We start from the raw sequence: 20,072 nt of genomic DNA, 5'->3' as shown, positions 1-20,072 counted from the left end.
CGCATCAGTTCTGGACCGTGCGCGTGCTCGACCCGCACCCGGACACGGCGCGCTCGCGCACGCTCGCGGCGCGCGGGCCGTTCACGCTCGATGGCGAGCGCGCGCTGTTCGCGCTGCAGGCATTCGACGTGGTCGTCAGCAAGAACAGCGGCGGTGGCGCCACCGAGGCGAAGCTCGAGGTCGCGCGCGAACGCGGCCTGCCGGTCGTGATGCTGCGGCGTCCGCCACTGCCGCCGGCCGAGCGCGAGTTTGCCGCCGTTGCCGATCTGCTCGACGCATTGCGTACGGTTGGCGCGGTCAGCGCAACAGCTCATTGAATAACGTTTGGAGTCTTGAATGACGGTGTTTTTTATCGGCGCGGGTCCGGGCGACCCGGAGCTGATTACGGTGAAAGGGCAGCGGCTCGTGCGTGCCTGCCCGGTGATTCTCTACGCGGGTTCGCTCGTGCCGGCCGCGGTGCTCGAAGGACATCGCGCCGAGCAGGTGGTCAACACTGCGGACCTCGATCTCGACCAGATCGTCGCGCTGCTCGCAGCCGCGCATGCGAAGGGGCAAGACGTCGCGCGCGTGCATTCGGGCGATCCGTCCCTGTACGGCGCGATCGGCGAGCAGATTCGCCGTCTGCGCGAACTCGGCATTCCGTACGAGATCGTGCCCGGCGTGACCGCGACGGCCGCCTGCGCGGCCGCGCTCGGCTGCGAACTGACGCTGCCCGATGTTTCGCAGACGCTGATCCTCACACGTTATGCGAGCAAGACGGCGATGCCCGAGGGCGAACAGCTCGCCGATCTCGCCCGGCATCGCGCGACGCTGGCGATTCACCTCGGCGTGAGGCATCTCGCGCGCATCGTCGACGAGTTGCGGCCGCATTACGGCGGCGCCTGTCCGATCGCGGTGATCTATCGCGCCAGCTGGCCCGACGAGGAGAAGATCGCCGGCACGCTCGACGATATCGTCGGCAAGGTGGCAGGGACGTCGATCGAACGGACCGCGCTGATTTTGGTCGGCGAGGTGCTGGCCGCCGAGGGCTTCGCGGAGTCGACGTTGTACGCGAAGGGCGCTTGAGCGTGGCGGGCGGCAGGGGGCATGTCGCGTGTGCGTGCCGGGTAGGCGCTAGGTCTGCCTGCATGGGGCCGCTGTTCTCAACGCGTCATCAGCGCTTCGTCAACGCCTCAGCAGCGCCTTCACGGGCGCTCCTGCCTCTCCTTGCGCTCGGCGCCAGGCGGGCGCACCACGCGCCCATGCGAAAGCTTCGTGACCAGATCGATCTGGTCACGCGCATCCTTGGCGAGCGCGCGGATCGGCGCCTGCGTGGCGTCGTCGGTCTCCTGCGGATGCGTCAGCAGCACCGCTTCACGGTGGAAGATCTGCCGGTTGTCGTCGAGATAGCGCAGTAGCGCCGTGCGCATCGCGGTGCGCGGCGACCGGGGCGGCAGCTTCGCGTGGTCGATCGCCGTGTAGAGGGCGTCCCACTCCGGCAGGATATCGGTGATGAGCCGGTTCGAGGCCACGTCCCGTTCGACCTGCGACGCCATGCGCATGTGCCGCCATGCGTCGAGGTCCGCGAGCGCTTTCAGTTGGGCCGGATGCATGTCGAACAGCACTTTCTCGAACTGCGCATCTTCGAGTCTCGCCGCGCTCATGTGCGTAAGCGGATAGGCGAACGCACCGAGCGCGGCGCCCCCCACCAGCGTCGACGCCAGCAGGCTCGTGCGCGAGCGGCGCTCACGCGCGACGGGTTCGAGCGGCCGCGCAAGCAGCGCGCCGATCAGCATGCCGCCGATCAGGCCGCCGACGTGCGCGGCATTGTCGACGCCGCGATGCACCAGACCGCTATAGAGATTGAAGAGAATGAACACCCACATCGCGCTGCGATTGCGCTCTGCGAGCGTCTTCGGCAACTCCTTGCGATAGCGCAGCACGTAGACCAGCAGCGCGCCGGCCACGCCGAAGATCGCGCCGGACGCCCCCACGGTGCTGAGCGCGGGATGCACGAAGATGCTGAACATGCTGGCGCTGAGCCCGGCGAACAGATAGAGCGCGAGAAAACGCGCGTTGCCGTACAAACGTTCGGTCAGCCGGCCGAGCGCATAGAGCACGAGCATGTTCGACACGAGGTGAGCGAGGCCCGCATGGACGAACAGGGCACTCACCAGACGCCACGGCTCGCCGCTGAGCGTATCGGGCGCGAAGTTCGCGCCCCAGTCGAGCAGTGTGCTCGGATGGGGCTTGAACGGGTCGGCGCCGGCGGCGTACATCGCCATGAAAACGACGAGGTTCAGCACGATCAGCGCGTAGGTGACCCACAGGTGCGGCGTCAGCGCGGCAAGCCGGTAGTTGATCGTGTTGAGCGCGCGCCGCTCGGCCGCGAAGGCGGGCGTCATCTGCGCGGGCAGCAGGCCGACGATCTGCTGCACGTCTTCGAGGCTGCCGGTGGTCAGCGCGACGCGTCGCACGTCGCGCGAGCCCGCGCGCAGATCGAAGCACAACTGCCGCCCGTCGAACTCGATGTCGTAGATTTCGTCGCGGTGAAAGTCGTACTGTTGACGGCCGCTCGCTCGACGCAGCACGACGCGCTCCTGGCGGATCGATAGTTCGCCTTTGATGCGTAATGCATGGTGCAAGGCGGACAACGGATTCCAGCGCAGATGCCAGTTTTTTGGCCGGACTGAATAGCGCAGCTTGAAAGTCGCTGCGCTGTCCCAATCCGCGAAAACGGAAAACGCGGCAGGGGGCATGCCCGAAGCGTGGCCCGACGCTCCGGGATGGGGTTCGACACGATCCATGTGATCGCCTTCTCTCGATGTTTTTCTTGGTATGCCTTTGAGGCGTTGCGCCATTCTGAGTTGGGCGCGTTTTTATTTCAAGTGAGAGAAAGCGCTCAGTCTTCCATCGGCGACAGGACTTCGACCGGCACCGGCTTGTCTCCGCTGAGCCGGATCGTCGGCACGAGCGAGAACAGCGAGACGACGCACAGCCCGATCACGAAGATCGACACGAACGTCAGGTGCAGCGACTGATGCAGCACGAGGCGGATCAGGTCGCTGTCGCCGAGATCGGCCGCGCGGTTCTGCAGCAGTGCCTTCAGCTGGTCCGACGTCACCGTGGCGACGCCTTTCGAATGACTGAGTCCGAAGTTCAGCACCGCGCCGAACAGCGTCGCGCCGAGCGTGCTGCCGAGATTGCGCGAGAACAGATTCGATGCGGTCGCGCTGCCGCGCTCCTCGGGCTTGACGATCTCCTGGATCAGCATGAGCGAACTGACGCTCGACGTGCCCATGCCGAAGCCCATGATGAGCGACGCGACGCCGGCGATGACCGGCGAGGCGCCTGGCGACAGGAACAGCAGCAGTACCGCGCCGAGCGGCACGAACGAACTGCCGCCGATCAGCATGCGCCGCAGCCCGAGCCGGTGGAACGACTTCGCCGCGAAGGTCGCGCCACTCGGCCAGCCGACCATCATCATCGTGAGCGCGAGGCCGGCCACGACCGGCGAGCGGTGCAGCACGCCCTGCACGTACATCGGCAGGAAGGTGGTCGCGCCCATCAGGATCATGCCGGCCAGCACCGTCGCGCTGTTGCAGGCGGCGATCGGCCGGCGGCTCCAGAGCGCGAACGAGATCATCGGCTCGGCCGCGCGGCGCTCCTGCAGCACGAAGCCGACCACGCACACCACGAACACGCCGCCCGCCCAGCCGGCCTGCGTGAGGGCGTTGTCGCCGGCGTAGGTGAGCGCCATCATCAAGGCGGCGATCGCGGCCATGAAGAGTGCGGCGCCGCCGAAGTCGATCGACGGCCGCGCGTGCCGTTCCGATTCGCGCAGGAACGCGATGAAGCCGGCCGCCGCCGCGAGGCCGATCGGCAGGTTGATCCAGAAGATCCACGCCCACGACAGGTTGTGAATGATGAAGCCGCCGACCATCGGGCCGAGCACCGCCGAGATCGCCCATACGCTGGCGAGATAGCCCTGCACCTTGCCGCGTTCGCGCGCCGGGTAGAGGTCGGCGACGACGGTCAGCGCGACCGGCTGGATCGCGCCCGCGCCGACGCCCTGGAGCAGGCGGAACGCGATCATCGAGGGCATCGACCAGGCGAAGCCGGAAAGCGTCGAGCCGACGAGAAAGATCGCGATGCCCGTGAGGAGCACGGGCTTGCGTCCGTAGAGGTCGGCGAGCTTGCCGAAGATCACGGTCATCGCGGTCTGCGTGAGCAGGAACGACGAGAACACCCAGCTATACAGATGCAGATCGCCGAGTTGCGAGACGATCTGCGGCATGGCGGTGGAGACGATGGTCGCCTCGATGGCGACCATCGCCATCGAGGCCATCACGGCGATGATGACGAGATGGCGTGCGGATTGAGGGCTGCGGGACATGAAGGCGTAGTATCGATGTGTGGAGCGCGTCGGGCGGCTCGCCGGGGGCGAGGCGCGACGCATCGGCGCGGCCGCGCAAGGCGGCCGCTGTGGAGTATGCACCTTACGGCGCATGCGTGCCCGGATTCCTCGTGCAGGCAAGCCCGGCCGCGGGTCCGCTCCGTTCGGGCGAGCGGGCGGGAAAAAGCGGGTAAGCGGGTCAGCGTGTAAGCGGGTCAGGCCGGCCCTGACGCTTTGGCACGGGCGTTGCGCATTCAACATTCCCTTTCGACACATGGAGGACCATGATGAGGATCGAATTCACTGGACGTCGGGAAGTGATAGCCGCCGCGCGCGTTGCCTTCGAGGCCAAGGTGGACGGCACGGGCGTATGGTGCAGCGTATCGCTGGACGCGCTGAACAGCCACTTCGGCAACGGCGGCCCATCGGCCCACGATCTGGTGGGGACCTTCGAGGCGAACCGCGCACGCATTGAAAATGCCACACGGCGCGTGCTCGAGAAAAATGGCGGGCAGTCGGTGGAGCTCGAGGGCAGCGATTTCAGTTGAGGTGCGCGGGGACTCCCGGGTTCGAATCCGTCGCTCGCGCAACGCCGATTAGCACGGCGGTTCGCGCGAGCGGCGGGAGGCTCCTGTATAGTCGCGGCAGTCAGCAAACAGTCTCTTCGAAACTCTGGAGAATATCTTGCAGGAAATCATCGAAGGTTTGATCCGCTTTCAACGCGAGATCTTTCCGCAACAGAGCGCGCTGTACAAGCGTTTGTCGACGGCACAGAATCCCAGCACGCTGTTCGTGACCTGTTCGGATAGCCGCGTGGTGCCGGAGTTGCTCACGCAAACCGAGCCGGGTTCGCTCTTCGTGATCCGCAACGCGGGCAACATCGTGCCGTCGTACGGCCCGGAGCCGGGCGGCGTGTCGGCCACCGTCGAATATGCGGTGGCCGTGCTCGGCGTGACCGACATCGTGATCTGCGGCCATTCGAACTGCGGCGCGATGACGGCGATCTCGACCTGCACGAACCTCGAACACATGCCGGCGGTCGCGAGCTGGCTGCGTCACGCGGATGCGGCCAAGGCCATCAACGCATCGCGTCACTACTGCTCGGATGCCGAGCGTCTCGAAGCGCTCGTCAAGGACAACGTGATCGCGCAGCTTGGCAATATCCGCACGCATCCGCCGGTAGCGGTCGGGCTCGTCAATAAAACGCTGCGGCTGCATGGCTGGATCTTCAATATCGAAAGCGGCGAGATGCTCGCGCTCGATGGCAAGACCGGCGAATTTTTACCGCTTGCGGAGAATCCGGAAATCTATGCCGTTTAATGCGGCTTTGGGAATCGGGCATATCTAGCGCGTATTCAGGCGGGCATTAACGCAAAGGCCGCAGGCCCGAAAAAAGCCATAACGCAGCACACGTAAAAAGCGCGGCGCACTGAGGTTCAGTGCGCCGCGTTTGCTTTTCATCGTTGTGCATCGTGTATCTGGACAACACACATTCGAATTGCCGCCGGTTTATCCATCGCGCGCTCGCCCGATTCGGACACACGCTCTGCCTGATCCGCCGATTCATCGCACGCCCTGCGCGCAATGAGAACCGACTGCCTATGCTGCGTTCTCATTCATCTGTGCATTGAGCGGCCGCATGGCGGTCGCGATGGCGGTGATGGCGGCATCCATCGGATCGATCGCTGCCCACTTCCGGTTGAATCCCGGGGCGCCCGTACGCATCGACGCGCGTTTGCGCGCGTGTGCGTATCGCGCTCGCCCCGGCACGTCGATCTGCTGGAAGGGGAATCCGTCTTGTATCGCGAACCGAGAATGGCAGTGCTGACGGGGCTCGTCGTCGGCGTGGTGGCGATCGGCCTGTATGTGCTGCAGTTCGAAAACAACTGGCTGCCGAACGACGAACTGGTGCTCAGGAGCGACGGCGAGCGCAGCGAACTCACGGGCCCAACGGTGGCGATGGGGCGTGTCGAGCGGAGTGGCGACAATGCGCTGACGAACCCATGGGCGGCGCACAATAACTCGCGTCGCAGCGATGCGGCCAGGGCAAGAGCGACGGCGCCAGCGCGAGCGGACACGCCGCCGGACGCGACGTTTGCATCGACGGAGCTGCGCAACGATCCGCCGCTCAGCGTGCCGCAAGCACCGCCGCGGCAACAACGGCCATTGCAGGCGAACAACATGCGACAGCCTGCGCTCAGATCCGCTCGCACCTCATCGCACGAGGCGGCAAAAAACAGCCATCCGCACGAGTCGCACGCGTCGCGCGAGCGCCGGCTTGCACGTCGCGAGCCGGCCAGAAATGCGCCAGGCGTGGCCAGGCCGACGCGACTCGCGGCAAACGCCGCGACGACTTCACGCGGCCATCATGCACGGCCTGCCGGCACGCGAAGCAAACCGTCGGTGCCCGTGCACGAGCGGTCCGCAACGAGGGCCGTGAAAAAAACATCGCCAACAACTTCCGCGCGGCCGCATCGACGGCTTGCGCCAGCTAGCGGGCCCACAGCGTCGATATCCGGCACCGCACCGGCCGCGCCAGCCGCGAGCAACGGCCCGGCACCGTCCGCCGACGCCTCGCCGCAAGCCAGCGACGCCGGCCGCAAAGCACGCGCCCAGGTCCTGGCCGAACTCGCCCGGGCGCGCGAGGACGGCAGCCTGCCGGCCTTCGGCAATCCGAGTCCGGTCGGACCCGGCGGCACGCCGTCTTCCGCCGTCGCGCGGCGGCCCTGAACCACTCAGCGCAGCGATGCCGCGAGCCGCGCGAACGTGGTGTCGTCGGTGCGATCGAAGGCGAGCGGCGTGACCGACACGCGGCCCGCCGCGACCACCGCCGTTTCGCTGTCGGCATCGTTCGCGCGCGTGCCGCGCTGAAAGCGCAGCCAGTGATACGCCATGCCGCGCGGGTCGACCTGCGGCAGCACGTCGATGTCTTCGACGAGGCCGACGCCTTGCCGCGTCGGCGTGAGCGGGCCGGCGTCGGCCGCATCGACGTCGGGGAAGTTGATGTTCAGGCAGGTCGGCGCCGCCTGCTCGATCGCGAGCAACTGGCGGATCACGCCGGGCGCGAGCGTGCGTGCCGTGTCCCAGCGCACGCGCTCGCGATCGCGAAAAGCCTGGCTCAGCGCGAACGAAGGCAGCCCGAGCAGCAGGCCGGTCATCGCCGCACCGACCGTGCCCGAGAACATCGTCTCGACACCGAGATTGGCGCCGCGATTGACGCCCGACAGCACGAGCGTGGGCGGCGCCTCGCGCATCAGATGACGCACGCCCATCACGACGCAGTCGCCGGGCGTGCCGGTCACGCCGAAGCGGCGCTCGCCCTGGCGGCTCACGCGCAGCGGCGAATGCAGACTGATCGAATGCGAGGTACCGCTCTGATCGTGCTCGGGCGCGACCACCCAGACTTCGTGCGCGAGTTCGGCGGCCACGGCTTCGAGCACGGCGAGGCCGGGCGCGTCGATGCCGTCGTCGTTGGTCAGCAGCACACGCGGCACTTTGGATTCGTCAGCGGACATCGCGTCAATCTCCTCTCGATCGGTGGGTGAACCGGCCCGGATTCGCGGCGGATTCATGCGGGCAGGGACGTTCAGACAGGGACGTTCATTATCCGGCCTTCGCCCGGCGAACGATCCCGGCACTTCGCGACATTTCGCGACATTTCGATAAAAAACTTGACGCCGTTCGCCTGGCGCCTATAGTTCACCACATGGTGAAGTATTCATCCAGTCAACTCGATCGTACGTTTGCCGCGCTCGTCGACCCGACGCGGCGGGCCATCCTCGTGCGTCTCGAACGCGAGCCCGGCCTGTCGGTCACGGAGATCGCGCGTCCGCTGCCGCTGAAGCTGCCGGCCGTGATGAAGCATCTCGACGTGCTCGGCGAGGCCGGTCTGATTTCTCGCACGAAGCGCGGACGAACCGTGTCGGTCGAACTCGTTGCCGGTCCGATGGAAGAGGCCATGGCGTGGCTTCGGCGCTATGAGCGTTTCTGGTCCGCGAGTCTCGACCGGCTGGCCGATTTTGTCGAAGGGGAATCCGAATGACCACGCAGCCCACGCAGAAGCCGAGCCTCACGATCGTGCGACGCCTGAAGGTTCCGCCCGCGAAGGTGTACGCGGCATGGACGCGTCCCGAACTGATGGCGCGCTGGTGGGGACCGGATGGCGGCCCGGTGCTGAGCGCCGAAGCCGATCCGCGCGTGGGCGGGCGCTTTCGCGTCGTGTTCCAGACGCTCGATGGCGAAACGCACGATTGCAGCGGGGAATATCGCGAGGTCGAGCCCGATCGCAAGCTGGTCTTTACGTGGCAGTGGGTCACGATGCCCGAGCGGCGCTCGCTCGTGACGATCGTGCTGCGCGCGATCGACGAGGGCACCGAACTCCACTTCACGCATGCGCAGTTCTTCGACGAAGCCGCGCGCGACGATCACCGGACCGGCTGGAGCGGTTCGTTCGACAAGCTCGAACGCTTCCTGGAGGCACAGGCTGGCGAAGCTCGCTGCAGCGGAACATGAATGCGTGTACGGTAACGCCACTTCGACATCTTCTTAACTCAACCCGAGACCGGATATGAAGCTTTACTACGCTGAAACTCCCGCTCCGCGCAAAGTCTGCGCTGTGGCACGCTACCTCGATTTGCCGATTGACTACGTGTTCGTCGACCTGCTCAAAGGCGAGCAAACGAAGTCGGAGTATCTCGCGATCAATCCGAACGGCAAGGTGCCGGTGCTCGTCGAAGGCGAACGCAAGCTCTGGGAAGCCGACGCGATCGTCTGCTATTTCGCGCAACGCACGGACTCGGGGCTCTGGCCGCGAGACCCGCAGCAGCAGATCGAGGTCGTGCGCTGGATGAGCTGGAATAGCCAGCATCTGTTTCGTCAGGCGGGCGCGCTTTACTACGAATACCTGGTCAAGGCGTGGGTCGGCATCGGCGCACCCGATGAAGCGAAAGTCGCCGAGGCGCAGGGCTTGTTCCGCAAGAACGCCGCCGTGCTCGAGCAACACCTGAAGGGCCGCAAGTGGCTGCTCGGCAATGACCTGTCGGTCGCGGATTTTCTGGTTGGCGCGATGTTGCCGTATGCGCCGAGGGCGGCGATACCGCTCAATGAATTCTCCGAAGTACAGCGCTGGCACGATCAGCTGAACGCTTTCGACGCGTGGCGCAAGCCGTTTCCCGAACGCGCCGGACAGGCCGCCTGGCAAGCGTGAGTCGCGCTTGCGCGCTTCATGATTGCACGCTTCACACGCGGCGGCGGAAGTCGCCGCCATCGACACGACGACATTGAGCACGGCCGGCGGGAATAAAACCCGCACAGCGCCAGTCATGCCTCACGAACCGGGCCGCAGTGGCCGCGGGACACTCCCGCAGCTTCTGCGGCGAATCTTCTTCGTGAGGTCATCATGTCGTCACATCATCCGTTCGATCCGGCGCGTCGCGGCGCGCTCAAATGTCTTGCATTCGGTGGACTCGGCACCGTGTTCATGCTGTCGGGCGGCGTGCTCGCGCCGGTCGAACTCGCGCTCGCCGCCGATGCAAAAAACGCGTCGGCATCGACGGGCGTGCCGCTTTTCCTGCAGATCAGCGACACGCATATCGGCTTCAACAAGGAAGCGAATCCCGACGTTGCCGGCACGCTGAAACAGACGATCGACTTCGTCAACGCGATGCCGTCCAGACCGCCGCTCGCAATCCACACGGGCGACATCACGCATCTGTCCAAGGCGTCCGAATTCGATCTCGCGGCGCAACTGCTGGCGGACCTGAAAATCACCGAACTGCACACGGTGCCCGGCGAGCACGACGTGACCGATGGCCCCGGCACCGAATACTTCAACCGCTTCGGCAAGGCCTCCGATAACCGCGGCTATTACAGCTTCGATCATCAGGGCGTGCATTTCGTCGGCCTCGTCAACGTGATGCATTTCAAGCCGAACGGCCTAGGCGGTCTCGGCGACGAACAGCTCGCGTGGCTCGAAAACGATCTGAAGGGACGCTCGTCGAGCACGCCGGTCGTCGTGTTCGCGCACATGCCGATGTGGACGATCTACGAACCGTGGGGCTGGGGCACCGGCGACGCGGGGCAGGCCATGAGCTACCTGAAGCGCTTCGGTTCGGTGACGGTGCTCAACGGCCATATCCATCAGATCGTGTCGAAGGTCGAGGGCAACGTCACGTTCCATACCGCGCGCTCGACCGCCTATCCGCAGCCGACCGCCGGCCATGGCGACGGCCCGGGGCCGCTGAAAGTCGCGAGCGACCAGTTGCCGAAGATGCTCGGCGTGACGAGCGTCAGCATCGCGCGGCATCCGCTCAAAGCGACGCTCAACGACGCGACGCTCGCATGAACGGCACGGCGAAGCCCGCATTTTTTCGCGCCCTGAGGAGATCGATCATGCAAACCCGTATCGTGGTCCGTGTATTTTTCAACCTGCTCGGCAGCGTTCTGATTCTCGCGATGTCGGCGGGATCGGGCGAGGCGCAAACGCCGGTGCAGGGGCACATGCAGACGCAGACGCAAAGCCCCAATGCCGCCGTCATCAGGAACTTCATGTTCATGCCGATGGCAATGACCGTCAAAGCCGGCTCGACGGTGACGTGGAAGAACCTCGACGGCGAGCCGCACACGGTCGTCAACGATGCCGGCATGTTCCGCTCGGCCGCGCTCGATCAGAACGACACGTATCAGTTCAGGTTCGATAAACCCGGTATCTACAAGATATTTTGCGGCATCCATCCGAACATGAAGCAGACGATCACGGTGCAGTAAGCCGCATGGCGAACTGTATGCCACTCATGCGGTGTGCAGCTCGCTCAGGCGGCACAGCAGAATTCCGTAGCCGGTCAGATGCCCGAGATACACGCTCGTAAACACGCTGGACGCGGGCAGGTCCTCGCTCAATTGACGCAGGTCTTCCATGTGCAGCGGCGGCGCGGCGAGCGGCGCACGTTCGACGCGCAGGTCCGCCGCCTCGGCCAGTTGCCGGTGCACGGCGACGAGCTGGCCGAGGCGCGCGAGAAACGCCTCGCGCCATGCCGCATCGAGCGCGGCGAACGGGGCATGGAACGTGTCCATGGTCTCGAGAAAATTGACGAGCGTATCGAAGGTCTCCTGATAGCACGCGAATACCGGCAGCCGCACCTCGTTGCGCTTCAGATGCGGCGACACCCAGGCCTGTTCGAGATCGGTTTTCAGCAACTGATGCGCCTGCTTGAGGTTCGTGCTTAGCGCGCGCAGCTTCGCCGCGGCCGGCTTGATCTGAGATTTTTCGAGCGTGCCGGCCGCGAGCTGCTCGACGATGCCGGTCGCCTGCTCGTTGCCGTCGTTGACGAGCGTATTCGCCCAGTAGCCGTGATCGGGCGGAAACGCGATCTGCTGGATGATGAAGCCGAGGAACATGCCGAGCACGACGCCGATCAGGCGCTGTTCGAGCAGCGGAATATGTTCGCCGGTATAGAGCACGAGCGTGATCGGCACCGTGATGCTGGTCATCTGGAACAGCGATGGCCGCAACGCCACGATGCCGAAGATCACGACCGGCAGCAGCGCCGCGCCGAGCCATAGATGTGGCGCGGTGAGCCAGATCAGCAGCGTGCCGATCGGCATCGCCACCACGTTGGAAAACACGCGCTTGTAGAAATAGCTTCGGGCAGCCGAAATCGAGCTGCCGAGCGCCAGCGTCAGCATCGTCGAACCGGCGAGCGGCACGGCCGCATCGGGATAGCCGAGCAGATAGGGGATGCCGAAGCCGATCCACAGCCCGAGCGTGAGCTTCGCGTACTTGGCGGTTTCGGACAGCGAAAAGCGCGCGAAGGCGCGGCGAAAAGGCGTCAGAGGTTTGTGCTGATACACGTTGGACATGATTGGCATGCTGAGCGATGACGTTATGCGTTTCGCAACCCGCGTTCGCGAAACGCGTGAACGAGAACTTACCATTACACGCGGACTATTTCGGGAATCCGGTGCCGCGGCAAGTTCGGTGGAGGCCTCGCGCCGCATGTGGCGCGTGTCTCGGCAAAAGCCCGTTTCAAGCGGTGGCCTTGCATCGTGCGCTGTCCACGGGGCAGGCGTAGTTGTTGCATCGGTGACAGCCACCGCTCTGGCGTGTTTCGCGGAACCCTTGTCGCATCTGGCGTAGCGGCCGGGGGCGGCGACGCGCCTACCTGCCGCGTTGCAGCTTTTACCTGCCTTGTTGCCGTTTGGCATGGCGATGGGTAGCCTGATTTTCAAACGCGATTGAGGCTCGACAGGGACGCGGCAAAAGCGCAACGTCAGACTGTTGTGGCCCGCAGGCGAGAGGACTACATTCATCGAACAGTGTGTGCAACGGCGGCGCGCAAGCGCGGCTCGCGGCCACTGGTCAGCCCGAAGTGGCACGTACCCGGAGCGTATTGCAATGGCTACCGATCACGATCCTATTCGCGTGCGTGATTCCGCAACCGACGACCCACATAGCGACTTCGACCTCGACGGTTCGTACCGGACGGATGTTGTGCCGCGGCGTTTCAGCCGCCTCGCGCTCTGCGTCGCGGCGGCAGTCGCGCTGACTTTCGGCGTGTTGGGCACCATCGCCTATGGCGTCTGGTTCGATCAGGACCAGCAGGTGTATGCGCAGGCCATCGCCGGGGCGCGTGCGGCGCTCGGTTCGCCGAAGCCGGGCGGGGCTGCTGCTGCGACGGCGACGGTGAGCGTCGCGCATGAAGCCGAGGCGTCTCGCACGCAACCGGCCGCGTCCGTTGATACGCGCGAAGCCGCCAACGAGCATGGCAACGATCCGGGCGGGTGGTCGGGGCAGATCAGGCAGAGTCCTCCGCCTGTTGCGGGGGCTGCCCCTGCGGCGCAGCTGGCAGGCACGTTGTCTGATTCCGTAGCTGATGCATCGGCTGATCCGCCCGTTGCTACGGCTACCTCTTCTGCTCCATCCACGCCCCTTCGCGCCGCGAAGGCCGCCGATTCCACGGCGCAGCCCGCGTCCGGCCGTGCGTCGAAAGAAACGCGACTCGCGCAGCAGGGAAGGCATGCGTCGTCGAACGCGAAGCACAAGGACGGCCTGTTTGCGCGCGTGGGCAGTTTCTTTCGACGCGTAAGTTATCGTCAACATGGCAACGGACGACAACAAGACATTTACTCGCATCCTTGAGTGGGTTGCCGCCGTGCGAGCCGGCCCGCGCGGCGCCGTTCGCACGCGGATAGGGATGCGCCGCTGGCGGCCCGGACCGGCGAGCGTCGCCGTGGCCGCGCTGCTGTGTCTGCTGTTCGGCGTGCTGTATCTCGCGACGCAGATCCGCACGGTCTTCTCCGATCAATTCAAGCAGGAGTACGCGGGCCTCGTGCTCGAAGCGACCGAGCACGCCGACAGCGCGCGCGAACAACTGGCCGTGTGGCAGCGCATGTCCGGTGTGAGCCGCGACGCCGCCTACCAGCAAGGCTATCGCGCGGCGCGCGGCGAATTCGCGCGGCGTCTTGCCTCGCTGGCGGCGCTCGTCGACGCGAGCCCGTCGCCGGCACCGCCGCTTCCGTCCACGCTCGCGGCGGATGCGCCGCCCGAAACTACGGTGGCGCAGCTCGGCGACGTGTATGCGTTCTGGCACGCGCAACGCGAGGCGTCGAGCGCCGACGTGCGGCTACGCGCGACGCACGTCTCGCGCACGCTGATCGTGCTCGCCACGCTGCTGTTCTGCATGCTGATTACCGCGCTCGGCATGTATGCGAAGCGCAACCGGCAACTCGCAGGGCAATCGCACGAGTTCGAGCATGCGTCGCTGCATGATCCGCTGACTGGCTTGCCGAACCGCCGCATGCTGCTTACCGCGCTCGACGATGCCGCTGACGGCGCGCGGACCGCGATCGCAGAGCGGCGGGTCGCGCTGCTCTATATCGATCTCGACGGCTTCAAACAGGTCAACGACTCGTTCGGGCATCGCACCGGCGACGCATTCCTCGTCGACGTGTCGGCGCGGTTCCGCGCATCGGTGCGCAAGAGCGACCTTGTCGCACGGATCGGCGGCGACGAGTTCGCGGTGCTGGTGCGCGAGTTCGTGAACGAAACGCAACTGGTCGAGATCGCGCGCCGGCTGATCGCCTGCGTGGTCCGCGCCGACGAGGAAATGGGTGTCGGCCCCGTGCGCGCGAGTATCGGCATCGCGAGCTTTCCCGACGACGTCGACGATCCGCGCCACCTGGTCGCCGCAGCCGATGCCGCGATGTATCGGGTCAAGCGCGACGGCAAGGACGGTTATGCGTTCGCGGCGCCGACGGGGGTGGTGGAGCGGGAGGGGTGAGGGATTCGATAAAGTTCAATGGATTAGCTACGGCGTTTAGCCCGTTTTGATCGAATAGAGATCGCGCAGAAATTCATTTTGTTGACTTCTAAGCACATAGCGGCAGCGTGCTGCCATAACATCATATAGTTCTATATGGTTGCGTTGCGCCCGTTCCTTTGGTGACGGATATTCAATCTTAATCGCCAGATCGCAAGCCTTTGCGGCGTTATTCTGTATCCGCATATAACGGATCAATTCGGCCTTGTTCATGCTAAACACACGTCACCTCTCCTCGTTCATCCACCCCGTCAACTTCTCGCGCGCATTCAGCTCAATGAACGACGGCCGCGCGCGCATCCCGCGGATATAGCTCGCGAGATGCGGCCAGTCCGTCGCCGGCCGCGGCATGTTGCGCGTCCAGCGCATCAGCACGACCGCGAGCAGGTCGGCGGTGCTGAGCCTGTCGCCGGTTAAATACGCGTGTTCCGCTCCGCCGAAGTGCGTATCGAGCCGTTCGCAAGCCTCCTCGATGCGGCGCCGCGCGAGCGCGCGCACCGCGTCGGCACCGCCGGCGTCGCCGTCCTTGTCGGCGTAGAACCAGTCGCGCATCGCGGGCAGCAGCGTGTTCGCGAGGTAGATCATCCACTCGATCCATGCGGCGCGTTGCGTCGAGCCCACCGCCGGCGCGAGCGCGGCGTCGGGGTGCCGCTCGGCGAGCAGCATCAGCAACGCAGCCGATTCATGGCGCGGCGTGCCGTCGACGATCAGTGTCGGCACCCGCCCGGCGGGATTGAGGCGCAGATAGTCCGGATCATGCTGCTGGCCCGCGCCGAAATCGACGAGGCGCGTCTCGAACGGCACGCCCAGTTCGATCAGCATCCAGTGCACGGCCATGCTGGCCGTGCCGGGCGAATAGTAGAGAACGTAGGACATGTCAATGCGCCGACGCGTGCGTCTGCTCGGCGCCGCGCGGCTGCGTCATCGCGCTCACGATCACGAACACGATCACGTTGACCACCAGCGCGAGGATGCCGATGTTGACGTCCTTCAGCGCATCGGGCAGGAACGGCATCAACTGGCCGACGCTCCAGTGCAGCAGCGTGGTCAGCGTGACCACCGCGACGCCGGCCACGATGCCGCAGAACGCGCCTTGCCTGGTCGCGCGGTTGTGCGGCCGCAGGCTGCAGATCATGGCCGGGAACAGCTGCGTGACGAAGTTGTAGCCCATCAGCAGCAGCGCGACGATCGTCGCGCCGCCGTGCAGCGTGAAGCCGACCGCGACGAGCGCCACGATCGGCACGAGCACGCGGGCAATCGTGGCGACGGTCGCATCCGATGCGCCGCGGTTCAGCATGCCGCGATAGACGTCGTTGGCGAGCAGCGTCGAGGCCGAGGTCAGGATCATCGAGCCCGGCACGAGCGCGGTCAGAATGCCGGCCGCGCCGATCACGCCGACGAACCACGGGTCGAACGTTTGCAGCGAGAGGCGGAACAGCGACAGGTCGATGTCGGCGCCGGTCAGGCCCGGCACGCGCAGCGTCGCCGCGAAGCCGACGAAGAACACGAACAGCAGGATCAGCTGATAGAGCGGCAGCACTGCTGCATTGCGGCGAAAGATGCGCTCGTCCTTCGCCGTGTAGATCGAGCCGAACGTGTGCGGCCACATGAAGAAGCCGAGCGCGGCCAGCAGCACGGTCGACTGGAACCACACCACGCTCGAGCCGCGCGCCGGGAACGACAGGAAGCCGGGGCGGGCGGCGTCGATCGCGCGGAACATGTCGGAGAAGCCGCCGTAGTAGTGCAGCGGCAGATAGATGCCGAGGAACAGCACGATCGCCAGAATCAGCAGGTCCTTGGCGACCGAGTTCCACGCGGAGCCGCGTACGCCCGACACGGTCACGTAGGCCGTGACCACGCAGGCGCCGATCCAGACCGCCGCCGTCGACGAAATCGCGCCGTACGAAACCGTCGCGACGATGATGCCGAGCCCCTTCAGCTGCAGCACGAGGTACGGAATCAGCGCGGCCACGCCGACCAGCGCGACGAGCGTGCCGAGCGCCGGGCTGTCGTATTTGCACGTGAAGAAGTGCGGCTGCGAGACGAGACGGTGGATCTTCGCGTAGCGCCAGATCGGCGGCAGCACCCAGTACGAGATGATGTAGGCGAGCGTGCCGTAGGCGAGGATGTAGTAGACCGGCGCGCCTTTGCCATAGGCGAAGCCGCTGCCGCCGAGGAACGTGAAGGTCGTGTAGATTTCGCCGGCCATCAGCAGGAACACGAACGCGGTGCCGAAGCTGCGGCCGCCCACGCTCCACTGCTCGAGGCTCATGTCGTGGCCGCGCCGCGCGCATACCCCGAGGAACAGCGCGCCGAGCGTGACGGCCGCGATGATGACGAGTGCACTCATGGGCGAACCTCCTCGGCGTCGGCGGCAAGCTGGCGGTTGGACGGATCGAGGCGGTAGACGATCGCCATGATGATCGCACTCAACACCACCCACATGACGATCCAGGCCAGCACGAACGGCATGCCGAGCACGAGCGGCTCGACACGATTGACAAACGCAACGCCGACCAGGATGCCGATGAACGGCAACGCGGCAAGTACACGAAGCAGCATGTGGGCAACTCCTCGAACGAAGGGGTAGATGTCGTTGAAAGTACGGCTGCGTTGACGACTTTATGCCTGATACTTTGGTCCCGTAAAGGGCTTCAAAATAAATGTCAGTTTTCCGAAAGTTGCGGATGCATCTTTCCGGTGCGATTGCTGCACCGCAAGGCAGAGCGCGGCCCGGCGCGCCGCTCGCGAGCGGGACTCGCCGTGCGCTGTCGCGGGGCACGGGGTGCGCGGTTTTTTGCGGCCTGGCTGGCGCGGCGCGATATCATCTGCCAGCAATGCAGCATGGTCCGGGCCGCGGTTCGTCGCAGCAGTTCGTGGGGTCCGCGCCCCGGGTTCATCAACAGGGCACGGCGTCTGTCGACGCGGCCCGCTACGGACACACATATGGTCGAAAGCCTGATCTCCGACATTCTGTTTGGCTTTACCGGCTTGATCAGCATCATCAATCCGATCGGCGGCGCTTTTGTTTTTCTCGACCGGACCGCCTCGCTGACCACCGAGGAGCGCAGCGTGCTCGCCCGCAAGATCGCGATCAACGCGAGCGTCGTGCTGCTGGTGGCGTTTTTCATCGGTACGCCGATCCTGCATTTCTTCGGCATTTCGATGGAGGCGCTGCGCATCGGCGGCGGCCTCGCGCTCGCGGTGGGCGGCTGGCAGATGCTCAATGCGCCGGACACGCAGCCGGCCGAGCAGACCGGCGTGAAGCGCGTCGATGCGGAGAATGCGATGTCGCGCGCCTTCTTCCCGCTGACCGTGCCGCTCACCACCGGGCCCGGCTCGATCGCGACGGCCATCGCACTGACAGCGAACCGCACGCACAAGCTCTCGGCGTTCGTGATGTCGGGCATCGCCTCGGTGGCGATTTCGCTCGCGGTGGCCGTGACCGTCTATCTGGTCTATAGCCGCGCGGTGGTGTTCGCGCGCTACCTCGGCGTGGAAGGCACGAAGGTCGCGTTGAGAGTGTCGGCGTTCCTGCTGCTGTGCATCGGCGTGCAGATCATCCTGACCGGCGTGTCCGAATTCCTGATTCCGATCGCGACGATGCCGCCGGTGGCGAGATGAAAAGCGCGAACACGTTTATTACGTTGCCTATACCGCGCGCAGTCAAGCTTCACGGCAGGCTTTGATGAAGGTTGCGAGCGTTGCGCGATGCAGGTACGAAATCGAGACTGGATTCGGGGCGGCCAAAGGCGAGTAAGGCCTTGACCGGCATGAGGTGTGTGACTTGGCCCCTGATTAACTTTCAGCGCTATTTATACCTATAACGCCGGTGCCGCAAATTCGGGCACCGGCAATGTTCGCTAACAGGTCCGGTTTACCTGTGCTCGGTATTCGCGGTTTCCGCCGCCTGCTTGAGTTCCTCATTGGCCTGGACGAGCAGATCGCGAGCCCTTTGGGCGTGCCCGCCGAGGTCCCATTCGTTCGCTCTTTGAGCATCGTCGATCCGCCTGTTGGCCTGGTCAACGAGATGCTGGGCGGCACGCAGGTTGGGATGCCTGTCGCCGACGTTGTGCGGCGGGGTCTGCGCGTAGGCAGCGGCACAGCACAAGACAGCGTTTGCAAGAATGGCGTTCGAGATAAAGCGCTTCATGGTTTTCTCCTGTGATGGAACAAATTCATATGCCAGGTATTTTTGCCGGCGAGCATACGTTCACACGAAATTTTTACTATTCTGTAATCGCCATTGATATTAATTAACTACATTCCATCCTCGCCACATCATTCTTTTCTGTCAAGGAAAAGATAATTCATGTTTTTATAATTCCAGTTTTGATTAAAGAAAATATTTTTAAATCCAGTCGCTGATTTTTTGTAATTTCAAGGTCCATCTACCCGGCCATGACGACCTTCGCGCTGGCGCTATTCAGCGTGCCGACCTCGGAAGCCTTCAGCCCGTTGCGCACGGATTCGTGCAAACCGTCGTCGGTGAAAACACGGATTTCGCTTGATCGGCCGGATCGCCGATTCGGCGCGTTCATGGGGTCGGTTTGTGCGACGAAGGCCCAACTCGCCGCACTGGCAAACTAGCGTGTGAGCAGCATCGAGCCAAGCACCGAGAACGCCGTCGCGGGCAGTTCGGCGAGCCGGCTGATGACGACGTTACGCGGATAGAAATCTTCGACCGCATCGGTCAGCACGCCGATGCCGACCAGTTCGATGCCGCGCTTGCCGATCGCCGCGACGCGTTCGCGCAGATCGCTGCGCAAGACCTGCGGATCGCCGTCGCCGGTCGACGGGTAGCCGTCGGAGAACACCATCAGGATGCGGCGCGCGGCCGGGTGATCGGCGAGCCGCGTCGCGGCCCATGCGAGCGCCTCGCCGTCCGGGTTCTCGTGCCCGCAGTCGATTTCGGCGAGGCCGCTCAGATCGGTCGCGCCGAAGTGCTTGTAGACCTTCAGATCGAGCCGCTCGACGAAGCGGTTATAGCGCCGCAAATCGGCGCCGGCCGCGAGCTGGCGCTCGTAGAGCTGCTTCATCGGCGCCGATTCGAGCGAGCAGTAGCCGAGCACTTCGCAATCGAACGACAACTGCGTGAGCGCATCGCATAGGGCGCTCGCGCAGAGGCGCGCAAGTTCGATCTTGCGGCCGGCCATCGAACCGCTGCGGTCGATCAACAAGGTCACCGCGACGTCGCGCCCCTTGGCCGCGCGCTGCGTGCGAAACGGCGTGCGATAACCGGGCGACGTCGCGAGCTTCGCGAGCGCCGTGCGGTCGATCTCGCCGCGCTCCTGTTCGCAGCGCCAGCGGATGCGCTCGTCGGCGGACAGCGCGCGCTCGAGCTTGTCCTTGAGCGGCGCGGTGTCGGAACGCGCCTGGGC

23 protein-coding genes and 1 pseudogene are annotated in these 20,072 nt (G+C 64.9%); 13 read left to right on the top strand and 11 right to left on the bottom strand.

Annotated elements, in window-relative coordinates; genetic code table 11:
- Together GXB81_RS25730 and cobM are read left to right on the top strand one after the other, a co-directional pair.
- A partial coding sequence (locus GXB81_RS25730) for a precorrin-6A/cobalt-precorrin-6A reductase (RefSeq protein ID WP_205990682.1) occupies positions 1–317 on the top strand: 317 nt, incomplete at its 5' end.
- A 19-nt stretch (positions 318–336) separates the two neighbouring features.
- Positions 337–1,065 (top strand): precorrin-4 C(11)-methyltransferase, encoded by a 729-nt coding sequence (cobM, locus tag GXB81_RS25725; RefSeq protein WP_205990681.1) that lies wholly within the window; start codon positions 337–339, stop codon positions 1,063–1,065.
- A gap of 119 nt (positions 1,066–1,184) precedes the next feature.
- Here the strand turns inward: cobM and GXB81_RS25720 are convergent, their stop codons facing one another.
- Positions 1,185–2,786 (bottom strand): rhomboid family intramembrane serine protease, encoded by a 1,602-nt coding sequence (locus GXB81_RS25720; protein WP_205990680.1) that lies wholly within the window; start codon positions 2,784–2,786, stop codon positions 1,185–1,187.
- 95 nt (positions 2,787–2,881) lie between these two features.
- A complete protein-coding gene (locus tag GXB81_RS25715; RefSeq protein ID WP_167041791.1) occupies positions 2,882–4,375 on the bottom strand; it encodes an MDR family MFS transporter in 1,494 nt (497 codons plus the stop codon).
- A 287-nt stretch (positions 4,376–4,662) separates the two neighbouring features.
- Between GXB81_RS25715 and GXB81_RS25710 the strand changes: the two genes are divergently transcribed.
- The 3 genes from GXB81_RS25710 (at position 4,663) to GXB81_RS25700 (ending at position 7,105) form a co-directional block, all read left to right on the top strand.
- Positions 4,663–4,923: a DUF1488 domain-containing protein gene (locus tag GXB81_RS25710; RefSeq protein ID WP_167281847.1), complete on the top strand. Its 261-nt coding sequence runs from the start codon at positions 4,663–4,665 to the stop codon at positions 4,921–4,923.
- Between the two features lie 136 nt (positions 4,924–5,059).
- Entirely contained in the window at positions 5,060–5,695 is a 636-nt protein-coding gene (locus GXB81_RS25705; protein ID WP_167041794.1) for a carbonic anhydrase, read from the top strand.
- A gap of 495 nt (positions 5,696–6,190) precedes the next feature.
- A complete protein-coding gene (locus GXB81_RS25700) occupies positions 6,191–7,105 on the top strand; it encodes a DUF4148 domain-containing protein (RefSeq protein ID WP_205990679.1) in 915 nt (304 codons plus the stop codon).
- A gap of 5 nt (positions 7,106–7,110) precedes the next feature.
- Here the strand turns inward: GXB81_RS25700 and surE are convergent, their stop codons facing one another.
- Complete coding sequence (gene surE / locus GXB81_RS25695; RefSeq protein WP_205990678.1) at positions 7,111–7,890, bottom strand: 5'/3'-nucleotidase SurE; 780 nt, start codon at positions 7,888–7,890, stop codon at positions 7,111–7,113.
- Positions 7,891–8,081: 191 nt separating this feature from the next.
- Between surE and GXB81_RS25690 the strand changes: the two genes are divergently transcribed.
- From GXB81_RS25690 to GXB81_RS25670, 5 genes are all read left to right on the top strand, one after another.
- A complete protein-coding gene (locus tag GXB81_RS25690) occupies positions 8,082–8,417 on the top strand; it encodes a metalloregulator ArsR/SmtB family transcription factor (protein ID WP_167041803.1) in 336 nt (111 codons plus the stop codon).
- The gene (locus tag GXB81_RS25685; protein ID WP_167041807.1) at positions 8,414–8,887 is read left to right on the top strand and encodes an SRPBCC domain-containing protein; all 474 of its coding nucleotides are present in this window, start codon (positions 8,414–8,416) and stop codon (positions 8,885–8,887) included. Before GXB81_RS25690 ends, GXB81_RS25685 begins: the two co-directional genes overlap by 4 nt.
- Positions 8,888–8,942: 55 nt before the next feature.
- Positions 8,943–9,581: a glutathione S-transferase family protein gene (locus GXB81_RS25680; protein WP_205990677.1), complete on the top strand. Its 639-nt coding sequence runs from the start codon at positions 8,943–8,945 to the stop codon at positions 9,579–9,581.
- Between the two features lie 192 nt (positions 9,582–9,773).
- On the top strand, positions 9,774–10,718 hold the full coding sequence (locus tag GXB81_RS25675) for a metallophosphoesterase (protein WP_205990676.1): 945 nt from the start codon (positions 9,774–9,776) through the stop codon (positions 10,716–10,718).
- A 155-nt stretch (positions 10,719–10,873) separates the two neighbouring features.
- Positions 10,874–11,140 carry a plastocyanin/azurin family copper-binding protein gene (locus tag GXB81_RS25670; RefSeq protein WP_241016517.1) on the top strand — a complete coding sequence of 89 codons (267 nt, stop codon included), beginning with the start codon at positions 10,874–10,876 and terminating at the stop codon, positions 11,138–11,140.
- A gap of 24 nt (positions 11,141–11,164) precedes the next feature.
- Here the strand turns inward: GXB81_RS25670 and GXB81_RS25665 are convergent, their stop codons facing one another.
- On the bottom strand, positions 11,165–12,232 hold the full coding sequence (locus GXB81_RS25665) for an FUSC family protein (RefSeq protein WP_205990674.1): 1,068 nt from the start codon (positions 12,230–12,232) through the stop codon (positions 11,165–11,167).
- A gap of 535 nt (positions 12,233–12,767) precedes the next feature.
- Between GXB81_RS25665 and GXB81_RS25660 the strand changes: the two genes are divergently transcribed.
- Complete coding sequence (locus tag GXB81_RS25660) at positions 12,768–13,511, top strand: hypothetical protein (protein WP_205990673.1); 744 nt, start codon at positions 12,768–12,770, stop codon at positions 13,509–13,511.
- Positions 13,512–13,566: 55 nt separating this feature from the next.
- Positions 13,567–14,652, top strand: coding sequence for a GGDEF domain-containing protein (locus GXB81_RS25655; protein ID WP_240158917.1), 1,086 nt, complete (start codon positions 13,567–13,569; stop codon positions 14,650–14,652).
- 36 nt (positions 14,653–14,688) lie between these two features.
- Here GXB81_RS25655 and GXB81_RS25650 read toward each other — a convergent pair whose 3' ends face one another.
- Genes GXB81_RS25650 through GXB81_RS25635 form a run of 4 tightly spaced genes read right to left on the bottom strand, consistent with a single transcriptional unit; the run spans position 14,689 to position 17,253 of the window.
- On the bottom strand, positions 14,689–14,904 hold the full coding sequence (locus GXB81_RS25650) for a hypothetical protein (protein ID WP_205990672.1): 216 nt from the start codon (positions 14,902–14,904) through the stop codon (positions 14,689–14,691).
- A gap of 12 nt (positions 14,905–14,916) precedes the next feature.
- Positions 14,917–15,567, bottom strand: a complete 651-nt coding sequence (locus GXB81_RS25645; protein WP_205990671.1) for a glutathione S-transferase family protein — start codon at positions 15,565–15,567, stop codon at positions 14,917–14,919.
- Between the two features lies 1 nt (position 15,568).
- Entirely contained in the window at positions 15,569–17,041 is a 1,473-nt protein-coding gene (locus tag GXB81_RS25640) for a sodium:solute symporter (RefSeq protein WP_167281735.1), read from the bottom strand.
- The gene (locus GXB81_RS25635; protein ID WP_167041833.1) at positions 17,038–17,253 is read right to left on the bottom strand and encodes a DUF3311 domain-containing protein; all 216 of its coding nucleotides are present in this window, start codon (positions 17,251–17,253) and stop codon (positions 17,038–17,040) included. The genes GXB81_RS25640 and GXB81_RS25635 overlap by 4 nt, the downstream gene beginning before the upstream one ends.
- Before the next feature lie 384 nt (positions 17,254–17,637).
- Between GXB81_RS25635 and GXB81_RS25630 the strand changes: the two genes are divergently transcribed.
- A complete protein-coding gene (locus GXB81_RS25630; protein WP_167041836.1) occupies positions 17,638–18,315 on the top strand; it encodes a MarC family protein in 678 nt (225 codons plus the stop codon).
- Positions 18,316–18,568: 253 nt separating this feature from the next.
- Here the strand turns inward: GXB81_RS25630 and GXB81_RS25625 are convergent, their stop codons facing one another.
- The 3 genes and pseudogenes from GXB81_RS25625 to GXB81_RS25615 form a co-directional block, all read right to left on the bottom strand.
- Positions 18,569–18,844 (bottom strand): hypothetical protein, encoded by a 276-nt coding sequence (locus GXB81_RS25625; RefSeq protein ID WP_167041839.1) that lies wholly within the window; start codon positions 18,842–18,844, stop codon positions 18,569–18,571.
- A 238-nt stretch (positions 18,845–19,082) separates the two neighbouring features.
- Positions 19,083–19,232 (bottom strand): hypothetical protein, encoded by a 150-nt coding sequence (locus GXB81_RS25620; protein ID WP_205990670.1) that lies wholly within the window; start codon positions 19,230–19,232, stop codon positions 19,083–19,085.
- Between the two features lie 45 nt (positions 19,233–19,277).
- Positions 19,278–20,072, bottom strand: a pseudogene (locus GXB81_RS25615) (cobalamin biosynthesis protein CobT); the annotation flags it as partial.

The sequence above is a fragment of the Paraburkholderia sp. Ac-20336 genome (assembly GCF_017105025.1).
GTDB lineage: Bacteria > Pseudomonadota > Gammaproteobacteria > Burkholderiales > Burkholderiaceae > Paraburkholderia.
Note: the sequence above shows the minus strand (reverse complement) of the source record. Positions and strands in the feature narration are given on the sequence as shown.

Excerpts from the sequence above, each read along its gene's own strand:
- GXB81_RS25630 (WP_167041836.1), top strand. The coding sequence starts at position 17,638 with ATGGTCGAAAGCCTGATCTCCGACATTCTGTTTGGCTTTACCGGCTTG.
- GXB81_RS25660 (WP_205990673.1), top strand. The coding sequence starts at position 12,768 with ATGGCTACCGATCACGATCCTATTCGCGTGCGTGATTCCGCAACCGAC.
- GXB81_RS25625 (WP_167041839.1), bottom strand. The coding sequence starts at position 18,844 with ATGAAGCGCTTTATCTCGAACGCCATTCTTGCAAACGCTGTCTTGTGC.
- GXB81_RS25650 (WP_205990672.1), bottom strand. The coding sequence starts at position 14,904 with ATGAACAAGGCCGAATTGATCCGTTATATGCGGATACAGAATAACGCC.
- GXB81_RS25620 (WP_205990670.1), bottom strand. The coding sequence starts at position 19,232 with ATGAACGCGCCGAATCGGCGATCCGGCCGATCAAGCGAAATCCGTGTT.
- GXB81_RS25685 (WP_167041807.1), top strand. The coding sequence starts at position 8,414 with ATGACCACGCAGCCCACGCAGAAGCCGAGCCTCACGATCGTGCGACGC.
- GXB81_RS25670 (WP_241016517.1), top strand. The coding sequence starts at position 10,874 with ATGCAGACGCAGACGCAAAGCCCCAATGCCGCCGTCATCAGGAACTTC.
- GXB81_RS25715 (WP_167041791.1), bottom strand. The coding sequence starts at position 4,375 with ATGTCCCGCAGCCCTCAATCCGCACGCCATCTCGTCATCATCGCCGTG.
- GXB81_RS25640 (WP_167281735.1), bottom strand. The coding sequence starts at position 17,041 with ATGAGTGCACTCGTCATCATCGCGGCCGTCACGCTCGGCGCGCTGTTC.
- GXB81_RS25655 (WP_240158917.1), top strand. The coding sequence starts at position 13,567 with ATGCGCCGCTGGCGGCCCGGACCGGCGAGCGTCGCCGTGGCCGCGCTG.
- GXB81_RS25690 (WP_167041803.1), top strand. The coding sequence starts at position 8,082 with ATGGTGAAGTATTCATCCAGTCAACTCGATCGTACGTTTGCCGCGCTC.
- surE (WP_205990678.1), bottom strand. The coding sequence starts at position 7,890 with ATGTCCGCTGACGAATCCAAAGTGCCGCGTGTGCTGCTGACCAACGAC.
- cobM (WP_205990681.1), top strand. The coding sequence starts at position 337 with ATGACGGTGTTTTTTATCGGCGCGGGTCCGGGCGACCCGGAGCTGATT.
- GXB81_RS25710 (WP_167281847.1), top strand. The coding sequence starts at position 4,663 with ATGAGGATCGAATTCACTGGACGTCGGGAAGTGATAGCCGCCGCGCGC.
- GXB81_RS25675 (WP_205990676.1), top strand. The coding sequence starts at position 9,774 with ATGTCGTCACATCATCCGTTCGATCCGGCGCGTCGCGGCGCGCTCAAA.
- GXB81_RS25700 (WP_205990679.1), top strand. The coding sequence starts at position 6,191 with ATGGCAGTGCTGACGGGGCTCGTCGTCGGCGTGGTGGCGATCGGCCTG.
- GXB81_RS25665 (WP_205990674.1), bottom strand. The coding sequence starts at position 12,232 with ATGTCCAACGTGTATCAGCACAAACCTCTGACGCCTTTTCGCCGCGCC.
- GXB81_RS25645 (WP_205990671.1), bottom strand. The coding sequence starts at position 15,567 with ATGTCCTACGTTCTCTACTATTCGCCCGGCACGGCCAGCATGGCCGTG.
- GXB81_RS25720 (WP_205990680.1), bottom strand. The coding sequence starts at position 2,786 with ATGGATCGTGTCGAACCCCATCCCGGAGCGTCGGGCCACGCTTCGGGC.
- GXB81_RS25680 (WP_205990677.1), top strand. The coding sequence starts at position 8,943 with ATGAAGCTTTACTACGCTGAAACTCCCGCTCCGCGCAAAGTCTGCGCT.
- GXB81_RS25635 (WP_167041833.1), bottom strand. The coding sequence starts at position 17,253 with ATGCTGCTTCGTGTACTTGCCGCGTTGCCGTTCATCGGCATCCTGGTC.